The organism is Mesorhizobium sp. M1A.F.Ca.IN.020.04.1.1, from assembly GCF_003997315.1.
GTDB lineage: Bacteria > Pseudomonadota > Alphaproteobacteria > Rhizobiales > Rhizobiaceae > Mesorhizobium.
The window spans coordinates 1-12,560 of record NZ_RZSN01000168.1 but is presented as its reverse complement, the minus strand read 5'-3'; the positions used below and the strand labels follow the sequence as shown (position 1 = coordinate 12,560).

General features: G+C 64.9%; 10 protein-coding genes and 2 pseudogenes. 7 read left to right on the top strand and 5 right to left on the bottom strand.

Going from position 1 to position 12,560, the window contains the following annotated elements; genetic code table 11:
- The 3 genes and pseudogenes from EOA49_RS25650 to EOA49_RS25640 all read left to right on the top strand — a co-directional run.
- Positions 1 to 1,081: pseudogene (locus tag EOA49_RS25650) on the top strand (VWA domain-containing protein); the annotation flags it as partial.
- Positions 1,082 to 1,181: 100 nt separating this feature from the next.
- Complete coding sequence (locus EOA49_RS25645) at positions 1,182 to 1,610, top strand: nuclear transport factor 2 family protein (RefSeq protein WP_067325104.1); 429 nt, start codon at positions 1,182 to 1,184, stop codon at positions 1,608 to 1,610.
- A 144-nt stretch (positions 1,611 to 1,754) separates the two neighbouring features.
- Positions 1,755 to 2,386: pseudogene (locus tag EOA49_RS25640) on the top strand (LysE family translocator).
- 25 nt (positions 2,387 to 2,411) lie between these two features.
- Here the strand turns inward: EOA49_RS25640 and EOA49_RS25635 are convergent.
- Together EOA49_RS25635 and EOA49_RS25630 are read right to left on the bottom strand one after the other, a co-directional pair.
- Entirely contained in the window at positions 2,412 to 3,293 is an 882-nt protein-coding gene (locus tag EOA49_RS25635; RefSeq protein WP_245460797.1) for a dienelactone hydrolase family protein, read from the bottom strand.
- A gap of 55 nt (positions 3,294 to 3,348) precedes the next feature.
- A complete protein-coding gene (locus tag EOA49_RS25630; protein ID WP_127240141.1) occupies positions 3,349 to 4,173 on the bottom strand; it encodes a DUF2189 domain-containing protein in 825 nt (274 codons plus the stop codon).
- Between the two features lie 168 nt (positions 4,174 to 4,341).
- On the opposite strand from EOA49_RS25630, the gene EOA49_RS25625 reads away from it, so the two are divergent.
- Complete coding sequence (locus tag EOA49_RS25625; protein WP_127240140.1) at positions 4,342 to 4,848, top strand: CAP domain-containing protein; 507 nt, start codon at positions 4,342 to 4,344, stop codon at positions 4,846 to 4,848.
- Between the two features lie 325 nt (positions 4,849 to 5,173).
- On the opposite strand, the gene EOA49_RS25620 is transcribed toward EOA49_RS25625, so the two are convergent.
- From EOA49_RS25620 to EOA49_RS25610, 3 genes are all read right to left on the bottom strand, one after another.
- A complete protein-coding gene (locus tag EOA49_RS25620) occupies positions 5,174 to 6,706 on the bottom strand; it encodes a DHA2 family efflux MFS transporter permease subunit (protein ID WP_067324872.1) in 1,533 nt (510 codons plus the stop codon).
- Between the two features lie 298 nt (positions 6,707 to 7,004).
- Positions 7,005 to 8,189 carry an HlyD family secretion protein gene (locus EOA49_RS25615; protein WP_127240139.1) on the bottom strand — a complete coding sequence of 395 codons (1,185 nt, stop codon included), beginning with the start codon at positions 8,187 to 8,189 and terminating at the stop codon, positions 7,005 to 7,007.
- Positions 8,186 to 8,665, bottom strand: a complete 480-nt coding sequence (locus EOA49_RS25610) for a MarR family transcriptional regulator (protein WP_095801336.1) — start codon at positions 8,663 to 8,665, stop codon at positions 8,186 to 8,188. Before EOA49_RS25610 ends, EOA49_RS25615 begins: the two co-directional genes overlap by 4 nt.
- A 272-nt stretch (positions 8,666 to 8,937) precedes the next feature.
- Between EOA49_RS25610 and EOA49_RS25605 the strand changes: the two genes are divergently transcribed.
- The 3 genes from EOA49_RS25605 to EOA49_RS25595 all read left to right on the top strand — a co-directional run.
- Positions 8,938 to 9,546, top strand: a complete 609-nt coding sequence (locus EOA49_RS25605) for a CDP-alcohol phosphatidyltransferase family protein (protein WP_127240138.1) — start codon at positions 8,938 to 8,940, stop codon at positions 9,544 to 9,546.
- A gap of 36 nt (positions 9,547 to 9,582) precedes the next feature.
- Positions 9,583 to 11,370, top strand: a complete 1,788-nt coding sequence (locus tag EOA49_RS25600) for a bifunctional alpha/beta hydrolase/class I SAM-dependent methyltransferase (RefSeq protein ID WP_164746712.1) — start codon at positions 9,583 to 9,585, stop codon at positions 11,368 to 11,370.
- 12 nt (positions 11,371 to 11,382) lie between these two features.
- The coding region (locus tag EOA49_RS25595) for a serine/threonine protein phosphatase (protein WP_164749280.1) at positions 11,383 to 12,560 on the top strand (1,178 nt) is incomplete at its 3' end.

Here is a 12,560-nt window from a genome sequence, read left to right as displayed (position 1 = left end):
CGTCTGCGACGAATACCGGTCCAACAACACCTGCAAGCGAAGCCACAACGAATACGACTACAACGACACCTACGGCCCGTTCGCGAGCTGGCAGGGCTGCGTCGAAGTGCGTCCCTACCCTTACAATGTCGACGATACGCCTGCGTCCGGCGGGCCGAACAACACCGGCATCGGGGTCGGCGACCCGGCGACCATGTTCGTGCCGATGTTCGCGCCCGACGAACCCGGCAACCACTGGAAGGTGACGCAGGATCCCGACGAGCCGAACCCCGCGACCTACGGCGCCGCCAACAGCTGGTGGAACGACGATCCGTCGAGCACCACCGGCAAGACGCGCCAATCCAACATGGCCAAATATTTCATGCCGCGGCCGATCAATGCGCCGGTGCTGGCAACGGGCGCCGGTCCCAACTATAGCTGCACCACGACGCCGGTCACGCCGCTCACCGACGTCACCACTGCGGACGGGCTGGCGGCCATCAAGGCGGCTGTCGACCTGATGCAGCCCAACGGCAACACCAACGTGCCGGAAGGCATGGCCTGGGGCTGGCGCACCGTTTCCAGCGGGGCGCCGTTCACCGAAGGGCGGCCGGAGACCGAACGCGGCAACGACAAGGTCGTCATCGTGCTTACCGACGGCGAGAACACCTATTCGACGGTGAACTCCGATCCGGCCGGCAACAAATCGACCTATGCCGCCTACGGCTATACCGGCGTCGGCTACAAAGGCACCTCGGTCACCCGCCTGTTCGGCGGCACCTCCAGCGACATCGGCCAGTTCAACTATTCCTCGGGCAACTACACCAACGCGCTCAACGAGCAGATGGCCAAGCTCTGCGACCACGCCAAGGCGGCCAACATCATGGTGATGACGGTTGCGCTCGACATGTCCGCGACCGACGCCGGCGACAAGCAGGCGATGGACGCTCTGAAGACCTGCTCATCCGACTCCCGCTTCCGCAAGGATCCCGCCGACCCCAGCAAGCCCGCCAAGCTTTTCTGGAATGCAACCGGCGCGACGCTGTCCGACAATTTCAAGGAGATTGCGAACGAGCTATCGAATTTGCGCGTGGTGGGGTAAGGGACATAAACTGACACCGGCGCGCCAAGAAGCGAAAAGGCAGGATCAGGGGCTTGATTTCAGATAGTATTCTCTTTCCCCTTCATCGGAGGATGCTGAGATGCTGTCAGACCTCGCGAAACTGATCGAGCAGGATCATTTAGCCCTGGATGCCTTCGTCAAGGGCAATCCCGAACCATTGAAAAGTCTCTTCTCACAACGGGATGACGTCGTCATCGCCAATCCATTCGGCCCGCCGGCAAAAGGATGGAAGAAGGCTGCCGAAACGATGGACCGTGCCGCTACCAACTACCGAGACGGAGAGATTATCGGCTTCGACCGAATTTCCGAGTACGCAACGACGGATTTGGGTTACATCATCGAGATCGAGCGGGTCCGATCCAAGGTCGGCGGCAGCGACAAGCTTGTTCCGATCTCACTTCGAACCACCACTATATTTCGGCGGGAGAAAGGCGCGTGGAAGATCGTCCTTCGTCATGCCGATCCTATAACCTCGCCTCGTCCGGCAGCCTCGATCGTCGGTGAGTAGAAAGGCTGCCAAAGCCTGCGGCACTGCCCGCCCTGGCGCAACGAACGGCGCCGGCAAGTCCCTTGCGCTCGTGCGCGGCACAAGGCACATGTCCGTACCCGCCGGCATCGGACCTTCTCTGCCGCAGGTGCTGGAGATCAAGCCATGCCCGACGCCGCCAACCATCTGACCTTCGCGCTGATCTGCCTCGGCATGGTGCTCACACCCGGCCCGAACATGATCTATCTGATCTCGCGCTCGCTGTCGCAAGGGCCGAGGGCCGGGCTGATCTCGCTGGGCGGCGTGGCGCTGGGCTTCCTGTTCTATGTGGTGTCCGCGGCCTTGGCATCACCGCGCTGATCTTCGCCGTGCCTTATGCCTATGACGCGCTGCGCTTTGCCGGCGCGCTCTACCTGCTGTGGCTCGCCTGGCAGGCGCTAAGGCCCGGCGGCCGCTCGCCATTCCAGGTGCGCGAGCTGCCGAAGGACAGGCCGCGCAAGCTGTTCGTCATGGGGCTGATGACCAACCTGCTCAATCCGAAGGTGGCGGTGCTCTATCTGTCGCTCTTGCCGCAGTTCATCAACCCGGCCAAGGGCCATGTGCTGTCGCAGCTTCTGGTGCTCGGCGTGACGCAGATCTCGATCAGCCTGACCGTCAACGCCATCATCGCGGTGACGGCGGGCTCGATCGCCACCTTCCTCGCCGGACGGCCGTTCTGGCTGGTCGTCCAGCGCTGGATGATGGGCACGGTGCTGACGGCGCTGGCTTTGAAGATGGCGACCGAAGCGCAGCGCTGAGATCGGATGATCAGGGCTATGGCTGTTATCCGCTGAAGGCCTGCTTCAAAAACGTGTGGACGTCGCTTGCCGATTTTTCGGCCGCAGCTGCGTTGTACTCCACCCGGTGGCCGTACTGCTCGGTGCCCGTCTTGAATGACGGGGAGGCAAAGGCGTGGCGAGCGCCCTTGAAGACATCAAGCTGCACGGCGCTGCCCTTGCCGCTGCGCTGCGCCATCATCTCCCGGCAATTTTTGGCAGGGGTCCAATCGTCGAGCTCGCCGATGAGGATCAATGTCGGGACCGCCACGTCGCCATTCGTAGCCGAACAATTCGGATAGTAAGCGACAGCCGCCTTGAACTTGCGATCCATCAGCCGCTCGGCGCCGCCAAGTTGCACGGCCGCGAGCGTTGCGATCCCACCGGCGGAGAACCCCATCAACGCTGTGCGCTGCGGGTCGACGAAACTCAATTTGGACAGGAACTCCAAGGCGCCGTAGGCGTCATAAACGCGATCAGCAAACAGGCTGCCATCAGCGAGCAGGCCGTGATCACACGTCTCGCGAATACCGCGCGTGCTGAAGCTGTCGACAACGAGTACGACGTAACCCCAGGAAGACAGCCGCTGCGACCAGGTTTTCTCTACAGTTGGGAATAGGCCCGAACATCCATGGAGAACGACGACCGCCGGGAACGGCCCCTCACCCGGCGGTCGCGTCAGATACCCATTCAATGGCGTGCCAGGAATGGCCTGGAGCGCTCGCCCGTTTTGTTGCGCAATGCGCTGCTGAAACGGCGTCGGCTTCACGGCCGCGCTTTCAAAGTGCACCAACTCGTCAGCGTTGGCACGCATAGTATCAATGCAGCCGACAGCCCAAAGCCCGGCCACGAATGCCGCCCCCTTGAGCGACCTCAAGAACATCTTCATGAACCAGGCTCGGCAAACCGCTTCGGGCCGTCTGCTTTGTTCGAGCCGGCGCGGCCTACATCGGCCGGCGGATGGGCCGGATATCCTGCGGCTCCACCACCTTGCGATAGAGATGCCAGGTCGCGTGGCCGAGGACCGGCATGACGACGGCCAGGCCGGCAAACAGCGGGATCGAGCCGATCACCAGCAGCACCGCGACCGTCAGGCCCCAGAGCGCCATCTGCAGCGGGTTGACTATTACGGCGCGCGCCGAAGTCTCGATCGCCGAGACGGCGCCGACATCACGGTCGAGCAGCAGCGGGAAGGCAATCACGGTGGTGGCGAGCACCACGATCGCGAAGACGAGGCCGGCAGCGTTGCCGAGCATGATCAGCGTCCAGCCCTTGCCGGTCGTCAGCACGTCGCGCAGGAAGGTTCCGACGGAGGCCGGCGGCTCCGCGCCAAACAGGCTGGTGTAGATCGACTGCGCGGTGAACAGCCACAGAAGGAAGAGCGCGAAAAGCAGGACGCCGATCGCCGCGATCGAGGGCAGCGCCGGCGAACGGCGCACGTCGAGCGCGTGGTGCCAGCGGCTGCTCATGCCGAGCTCGCGCCGGCGGCTGATCTCGTAGAGGCCGATCGCCGCAAAGGGCCCGATCAATGCAAAGCCCGACATCAGCGGATAGACGAGCTGGATTGCACTCGAGCCGGAGGTCCACCGCGTCAGGATAAGGCCGACGACCGGATAGATCAGGCACAGGAACACGTAGTGCGAAGGCTTGGCCCAGAAATCCTCGGCGCCGAGCCTTAGCGCGTCCCATAGATCCGACGTGGTGATGTGGCGCACCGTGGGCTGCACATGCAGCCCTTGCGCGTCCGCCATGACATGAAAACCAGCCATAACCGTCCTCCGTATCGCTCGGGGGGCGGTCACCGCCTGGGTGGCCCGCCCGTGGCTGCCACTTCTAGAACGCCGGGATGATAACCGATCTCCCGGACGATGTCGCCGCATAACGCGATTTTCATCGGCTGCCCGGCAAAAGCCACGATCGCCGGTATCAGAGGCCGGATGACCAGCCTGACCACCGATTCCCCCCATCTCGACAGACGCACATTGCTCAAGACCGTCGGCCTTGCGGCGCTCGGCGGCATTGCCGCCTGCAACAGCGTCCAGCTGCCGACCGGCGAAGCCGCCGGCGTGTCGTCCTCCGCCACAGGCACGTTGAGGACAATCCGCACATCGGCCGGACTGCCGGCGCTCATCCCGGACACGCAGCTCGAACAGGCGGCGCTGCAGCAGGCCGGCTATATGGCGTCGCGCGCCCGTATGAGCCACACGACCGGCTGGGGCAAGGATTTCGCCTCGCGCATGAAGGGCAACGGCGTGCGCGGCGCCGCGGGCGAAAACATCGCCGAGGGACGTTTCGACCTGCAAAAGCTGTTCGACATCTGGATGCATTCGGACGGCCACCGGCGCAACATGCTCGACCCGGACTTCAGCCGCTTCGGGTTGGCTTACGTGCGCGACGGCCGCGATCCCAGCCTGCGCTACTGGGCACTGGTGCTGGGCCGTTAAACTGAAGCGCCGCCTTCGGAAAAGCCCGCGTGCTCTTTGCATCCAGGGACACTGATCCGCAGGCCGGACGTTACCCCGGCGGCTATCCATTCTGACCAGCCGGCGCGCGTCGCCGGGCGATCGTTGGCGTGGCCTCAGAGCGGCTTCACCAGGAGCGGAACGCTCCTCTGCGGACCGCAATGCATGTAGCGATTGCACACTCAGCGACAACCAGTTGCGTTCGCCGCCGCCCGCTTAGCGGTCAATTCGGCGGACATAACCGAGCTGCATTTATGGCCGCAATGTCAGCGTGATTGGGACTGGCACGGAGACCGCCACCAAAACATCAATCCATATGCGCGGCCGGCGCGCCGCCCGCGGGCGCGGCCTTCGGCTTGCGCAGCAGGATGACGAACGGAACGGCAAGCAGCGTCATCACCATCAGGAGTTTGAAGTCGTTGATGTAGGAGATCATCATCGCCTGGACGTTGACCAGCCTGTCGACTTGCGAAAGCGCCATGGGATCACCGCTCGCCGCCGCGGGCGAGGTTGCCCACAGGTTGGGGTTGTAGGGGTTGATGAACGCCCCGAGCTCGCTGTGGTTGACCTGCGTGTTCTGCACCATCAGCGCCGCAACCACCGAGACGCCGATCGATGAGCCGAGATTGCGCACAAGGCTGAACAGCGAGGTGGCGTCGGTGCGGTAGCGCGCGTCGAGCGTGGCGAAGGCCACCGCCGAGAGCGGCACGAACACCATGCCCATGCCGAGGCCCTGGATGACGCCCGAAGAGATGATCAGCCAGTTGTCCATCTGCGGCGTGAAGCTCGCCATGGTGTAAAGCGACTGCGCGGTGAGCAGGAAGCCGATCGCGACCAGAATACGCGCGTCGATCCTGTGCATGATGCGGCCGACGAACAGCATCGAAATCATCGTGCCGATACCGCGCGGGCCGAGCACGACACCGATGGTGACGGTCGGGTAGCCGAAGATGTTGGCAAGCATCGGCGGCAGCAGCGACATCGAAGCCAGGATCAGCACGCCCATGACGAAGATGAAGCCGAGCCCGGTCACGAAATTGCGGTCGAGGAAGATTTTCGGATCGATGAAGGGACGTTCGGACGTCACCGTGTGGATGATGAACACCCAGAAGCCGGTGATCGACAGCGCAAGCTCGATCCAGATCTCTGTCGAGGAGAACCAGTCGACCTCGCCGCCGCGGTCGAGCATCAGCTGCAGCGCGCCGACGCCGAGCGAGATCATGGCGAAGCCGAAGAAATCGAAGCTGCGCACGCGCTTGGCGACGACAGGCAGGTAGGCGGCCATGCCGATGAAGGCGAGGATGCCGACCGGCAGGTTGATGAAGAACACCCAGCGCCAGTTGAAATTCTCGGTCAGCCAGCCGCCGAGCGTCGGGCCGAGGATCGGCCCCAGCATGATGCCGGCGCCCCAGATGGCCATGGCCTGGCCGTGGCGTTCGCGGGGATTGATATCGAGCAGGAAGGTCTGCGACAGCGGCACGATCGCCGCTCCGAACACACCCTGCAGCAGGCGGAAGAGCACCATCGTCTCGAGGCTCCACGCCATGCCGCAAAGCATGGAGAAGATGGTGAAGCCGACGACGGAGGCCAGGAACAGCTCCTTGCGGCCGAGGCGGTCGGCGAGCCAGCCGGTGACCGGCGTCATGATGGCGGCGGCGACGATATAGGAGGTCAGCACCCAGTTGATGTTGTCGGGCGAGGCACCGAGGTCGCCGGTCATGGTCGGCAGCGCGACATTGGCGATCGTGGTGTCGAGCGCCTGCATGACCGTCGCCAGCATCAGCGCGACCGTGATCAGGCCGCGGTGCGGTACTTCCTTGAAGGGTTCGGGCGTGCTCATGGTGCTGAACTTCCAGCAGGTAACAAAAACGGGTACATTGGGATTCCGGGCGGCGAGGCCTTCCTTTGAGACCCTCGTCGCGGTGGGACGCGAGGATCGATGTGGGGGTTACATCGAGCGAAAGTCTCGGTTGGAGCGGATGCCTGCCGCCCGGAAACCTGAGGACCGACGTATCCGTGTCGAAAGCCTCTGCCTTGGATCGACCCGCGACGCGGCTCGCCTCAAACGCTCGGCTTTCACACCCCTCCCTTCAGAGCATTCCCTTGCGGCCGCTCATGCCCGCGGGCTTCACCTTGCTTTATTGCGCGTGCTCGCCGGCCGTGGCGTGACCGAAGATCGACGGCAATCCGCGCGCGACGCCGGTATCGACGGTGACCGTCGCGCTCATGCCGGTGCGCAGCGCCATCTTGGCGTCGGGGTCGGTCATTTCCAGGCGCACGGGAATGCGCTGGGTGACCTTGACCCAGTTGCCGGTGGCGTTCTGGGCGGGCAGCAGCGAGAACTCGGCGCCGGTGCCGGCGCCGATCGCCTTGACGGTCGCCTCGAAGGTCCGGCCCGGATAGGTGTCGACCACGATCTCGGCCTTCTGGCCCGGCTTCATATGGGTCAGCTGGGTTTCCTTGAAATTGGCCTCGATCCAGGTGTCATCCGTCTCGACCAGCGCGAACAGCGGCGTGCCGACGGAGACATACTGGCCGACCTTGAAGGACGAGGCCTGGTAGACGATGCCGTCGGACGGCGCCTTCACCGTGGTCTGCGAGAGGTTGTAGGCGGCCTTGTCGCGCGCGGCGAGCGCCGACATCACACTCGGATGCTTGTCGGTCTCGATGTCGGGGTTGCCGCCAAGCGCCGCCTTGGCGCTGATGATGCCCTGCTCGGCGACCGCAAGCTGCTGCTTGGCCTTGTCGAGGTCGTTGCGGGCCTCGTCCAGCGACGACTTGGCATTGATGCCTTTCTGGGCGAGATCGGCGGCGCGGTCATATTGCGACTGCGCATAGTCGACCTCGCTCTTGGCCGACTTCTGCTGCGCCATCGCCTGGCTGTAGGCGGCGCGCAGCTGCTCGACATTGAGCCGCGCGGCGGCGACAGCCGCGTCGGCCTGGGCCAGCGCGATCTTGTAAGGCTCGGGGTCGATGACGAAGAGAAGGTCGCCCGCCTTGACCGTCTGGTTGTCGGCAATGCCGACCTGGACGATGCGGCCGGCCGTATCGGAGGCGATCGAAATCCGGGCCTGCTGCAGGTTGGCGTTCTCGGTCTCCTGGTACCGTCCGCCGGTGACCCATACATAGGCGCCGCCCGCGAGCAGCGCCAGCGGCAGGGCGACCATCAAAAGGAAGCGGCCGGTGCGGCGCTTCTTCTTCGGTGCTGCCGGTGCGACCTGCGGCTCCGCTGCCGCGGAGACCGGCGCAGCCTCCGGCTTCGCCGGCGCCTCGATCTCGAGCTTGGTGACGTTGTCGTCTGCTTTCTTGGCTGCCGCGTTCATGCTGCCCGCCCTTCCGTATTCTTGATCTTTTCGAGGGACGACGTCTCGCCGTCGGTCAAATTCTGCACGATGGTGTCGAGCACCCGGATCAGGATGCGACGGTCCTCCAGCGATACGCCGGTGAGCGATTCCTCATAGACCTCGCCGGCGAGGCTTTTGACATCGGCGTAGGCCGCGTTGGCCTTTTCGGTCGGGAAGATCATGCGCACACGCCGGTCGGCCGCATCGGCGCGACGCTCGATCCAGCCGCCCTCCTCCATCCGGTCGACGAGGCGCGAGACGCTGATCGGCTCGATCTCGAGCAGTTCCGCGAGCCGCGCCTGCGCGACACCGGCCTCCTTGGCGACGCGGACGAGAAGCCGCCATTGCGCGGAGGAAAGGCCCAACCCGCTGGCGCGCGCCTCGAAGCGCTTGCGCATGAGGCGCTGCACGTCGTGGATCAAAAATCCCAATCTGTCGATGCCATCTGAAACCATGAGCGGCATATATAATAAGCGTGCTTACTATTCAAGTGGCTGCGTTGTTCCAGAAGCCGGCAACCGCATGGGGCCATGCCAGGGCTGCATGGTCGAAGCTCGCCAAGGCGGGCATGAGAGCGCCACAGAGCGCCGGCTCCGGCGTCGTCTTCAGGCAATGGGTGCATGGCATGGTGCCAACTGACTAGGATTCACAGTGTTTTAGCAGCTGCGCTGGTGCCGTTCGGCATGTTTGTGATACATCTGGCGGCGAGGATCGGGGGATCATCGCAATGCCGACGCTCTATGCGCTGAAGCCGGCTTTCCAGGACAGGCTGCGGCCGCTGGTCAACAGGCTGGCGGCGATGGGTGTGACGGCCAACGGCATAACGATCGCGGCTGCTCTGCTGTCCATCGCGGCTGGATCGGCGATCGCGATCCTCCCCGATTGGAGCCCGCTGCTCTTCCTCATCCCCCTGGTGCTTTTCCTGCGCATGGCGCTCAACGCCATTGACGGCATGCTGGCGCGCGAGCATGGCCAGGCCTCGACGCTCGGCATGTACCTCAACGAGATCTGCGATGTCGTCTCCGATCTCGCGCTGATCCTGCCGTTCGCCGCCGTCCCCCAATTCGGCGCCTGGGGCGTCGTCGCCTTTGCCATCGCCGCGGCGCTCACCGAGTTCGCCGGCGTGCTCGGCATCGCCGCCGGGATCGGGCGAAACTATGCCGGGCCGTTCGGCAAGAGCGACAGAGCGCTGGCGCTCGGCGTGGCCGCCGCGCTCGCCGCCGCGGGGCTCTGGCCGGAGGCAATCGCGCCGTTTGTGTTTCCGGCCATGGCTACGCTTTCGCTGCTGACCGCCATAAACCGGATACGCGCCGGTCTTATTGGCAGCACCGGGTGAGCACCGAGACTCGCCATGCCGTCCGGGGGAACCACCATGCTTCACGAACAGGTCGCCAGCGCGCCGGCGCAAAGCCTTGCGCGGCAGGCGCAGGAACGCACCTTCCGAAGCCATGACGGCACGCAGATCTTTTACCGCTACTGGCCGGCGATGCAGGGCACGGCCAAGGGCGCGGTCGTGCTCTTCCATCGCGGACACGAGCATGGCGGCCGCATGGCGCATCTCGTCGACGAACTCAGCCTGCCCGACTACGCCTTCTATGCCTGGGATGCGCGCGGCAACGGCCGCTCTGCCGGTGAGCGCGGCTATGCTCCGTCTTTCGCCGCGCTGGTGCGCGATATCGACTGTTTCATTCGCGAGATCGCCGCCAGGGACGGCTTTGCCGCGCAGGACATCGCGTTGATCGCGCAGTCCTTCGGCGCGGTGCTGGCGGCCGCGTTGGTGCACGACTATGCGCCCAAGCTGCGCGCCATGGTGCTCGCCTCGCCCGCCTTCTCGGTGAAACTCTATGTCCCTTTCGCCAAGGAAGGCATCGCGCTGTGGCAGAAGATCAAGGGGCGCTTCTTCGTCAATTCCTACGTCAAGGCGAACCTTCTCACTCATGACCCTGTGCGCATTGCTTCCTTCGAAAACGACAAGCTGATCACAAGGCCGATCGCCTCGAACATCCTGGTCGAGCTCTATCAGCACGCGGCGCGCATCGTTGCCGATGCGCGCGCCATCACCGTGCCGACGCAGCTTCTTCTGTCGGGCAGCGACTGGGTGGTGCGGCACGCGCCGCAGCACGAGTTCTTCGTCAATCTCGGCAGCCGGGCGAAGGAGCGCCACGTGCTGCCGGGCTTCTTCCACGATACGCTGGGCGAGCGCGACCGCGCCAAGGCGCTCGACCTGATCCGGCCGTTCCTCGAAGCGCAGTTCGCGGCACCCGCGGAAGCTGTAGACCTGAAGCAGGCGGACATCGCCGGCTACACGCGCGACGAGGCCGACCGCCTCGCCTCGCCGCTCGATCTGCTTTCGCCCAGGGGCCTCTACTGGGCTATGAGCCGCGCCTTCATCCGCATCGGCAGCTGGTTCTCGCAAGGCATGAAGGTCGGCGTTACCACCGGCTTCGATTCCGGTTCGACGCTCGACTATGTCTATGAGAACGAGCCGCGCGGCCTGGGGCCGATCGGCCGCATGGTCGACCGGACCTTCCTCGACGCCATCGGTTGGCGCGGCATCCGCCAGCGCAAGCTTCACATCGAAGAGCTGATCGGCTCGGCGCTGGCAATGCTGAAGGCCGCTGGGCGGCCGACCAACATCCTGGACATTGCGTCTGGTCACGGCCGCTACGTCCTCGATGCGATCGACATGAGCCGGGAGCAACCGACCAGCGTTCGGCTGCGCGACTATTCCGACCTCAATGTCGAGCTCGGCCGCAAGCTGATCGCCGAGCGGCAATTGCCGGCCAGCGTGTCGTTCCAGCGCGCCGACGCCTTCGACGGCGATGGGCTCGCCGCGCTCGATCCGGCGCCGGACCTCGCCATCGTCTCCGGCCTTTACGAGCTCTTCTCCGACAATGCGCTGATTGCGCGCTCGCTCGGCGGCCTTGCCCGCGCCATGCAGCCGGGCAGCCTGCTCGTTTACACCAACCAGCCCTGGCACCCGCAGCTCGAAATGATCGCGCGCAGCCTGACCTCGCATCGCGGCGGCCAGGCCTGGGTGATGCGGCGGCGCACGCAAGGCGAGATGGATCGGCTGGTCGAGGCGGCAGGCTTCGAGAAGCTCGACCAGCGCATCGACCAATGGGGCATCTTCACCGTCTCGCTGGCAAGGCGGCTTTAGGACCACCGCCGCATGCCTTCCAGTGCCGAGCCCCCGCCACTTTCACCCAGCGCCGAGCCCTATGGGCATGTCGTCCTTCGCGCAGCGCTGTGGCTCGCCTTCCTCGCGCCGGTCTTCTATTCGACCTACGGCTTCGCCAATTGGCTCGCCTCGACTCGCGACCATGTCGGCAGCATCGTGTTCTCCTGGGAACACCATGTTCCGTTCGTCGCCTGGACCATCGTGCCCTACTGGTCGATCAACCTGTTCTACGGACTGTCGCTCCTGCTCAACGACAGCCGCCAGGGCGTCGACCGGCTTGCCGGCCGCTACCTCACCGCGCAGATCGTCGCCGTCGCCTGCTTCATCCTGTTTCCGTTGACCGCCACCTTCGTGCGGCCGGAATCGAGCGGCCTGCCGGGTTTCCTGTTTGCGGTGCTCGGCGGCTTCGACAAGCCGTTCAACCAGGCGCCGTCGCTGCATATCGCGCTGTTGGTGATCATCTGGGATCATGGGCGCCAGCGCCTCGCCGGTCCTTTGCTGGGGCTCTGGCACGGCTGGTGCTTTCTGATCGGCGCCTCGGTGCTGACCACCTGGCAGCATCATTTCATCGACATCCCGACCGGCGCGCTGCTCGGCTTCTTTGCCCTGTGGCTCTTTCCGGCACAGGGCCAGCTGCCGTTCGCCGGTTTCCGCCTGACTGCCGACGGCAAGGCATGGCGGCTTGCGCTATACTACGCGCTGGGCGCCGCTCTGGCGCTAACGGGCGCTGTGGTCGGCGCCTTCTTCTCCGCCCTCGCCTTGTTGTTCCTATGGCCTTCGCTGGCGCTGGCCATCGTCGCCTTCGCCTATGCCGGGGCCGGCGCGAAAGTGTTCCAGAAGGCGGCGGATGGCCGTGTGTCGCTGGCAAGCCGCATCCTGCTTTGGCCTTATCGCCTGGGCGCCAAGGTCAATGTCTGGGCCTGGACGCGCAAGCTGCCGCCGGTCGTGCCGGTCAGCGACGGCGTCTTCCTTGGGCGGTTCCCGAACGCCGCCGAGGCAGACGGCTTCGGCACGGTGATCGATCTCGCCGCCGAGCTTGAGCGGCCGGGCGACGCGCCGGGCCGCTGGCAAAGCTTCGGCATGCTCGATCTGCTGCCGCCGCCGGCGGACACGCTCGACCAAGCGGTGGCGGCGATCGAGCCGGCGCGCCGGCGGCGGCAGCAGATCGA

Bases quoted from the DNA above. Each gene is read 5' to 3' on its own strand.
- EOA49_RS25645 (WP_067325104.1), top strand. From the start codon at position 1,182: ATGCTGTCAGACCTCGCGAAACTGATCGAGCAGGATCATTTAGCCCTG.
- EOA49_RS25635 (WP_245460797.1), bottom strand. From the start codon at position 3,293: ATGAAGATGTTCTTGAGGTCGCTCAAGGGGGCGGCATTCGTGGCCGGG.
- EOA49_RS25630 (WP_127240141.1), bottom strand. From the start codon at position 4,173: ATGGCTGGTTTTCATGTCATGGCGGACGCGCAAGGGCTGCATGTGCAG.
- EOA49_RS25625 (WP_127240140.1), top strand. From the start codon at position 4,342: ATGACCAGCCTGACCACCGATTCCCCCCATCTCGACAGACGCACATTG.
- EOA49_RS25620 (WP_067324872.1), bottom strand. From the start codon at position 6,706: ATGAGCACGCCCGAACCCTTCAAGGAAGTACCGCACCGCGGCCTGATC.
- EOA49_RS25615 (WP_127240139.1), bottom strand. From the start codon at position 8,189: ATGAACGCGGCAGCCAAGAAAGCAGACGACAACGTCACCAAGCTCGAG.
- EOA49_RS25610 (WP_095801336.1), bottom strand. From the start codon at position 8,665: ATGGTTTCAGATGGCATCGACAGATTGGGATTTTTGATCCACGACGTG.
- EOA49_RS25605 (WP_127240138.1), top strand. From the start codon at position 8,938: ATGCCGACGCTCTATGCGCTGAAGCCGGCTTTCCAGGACAGGCTGCGG.
- EOA49_RS25600 (WP_164746712.1), top strand. From the start codon at position 9,583: ATGCTTCACGAACAGGTCGCCAGCGCGCCGGCGCAAAGCCTTGCGCGG.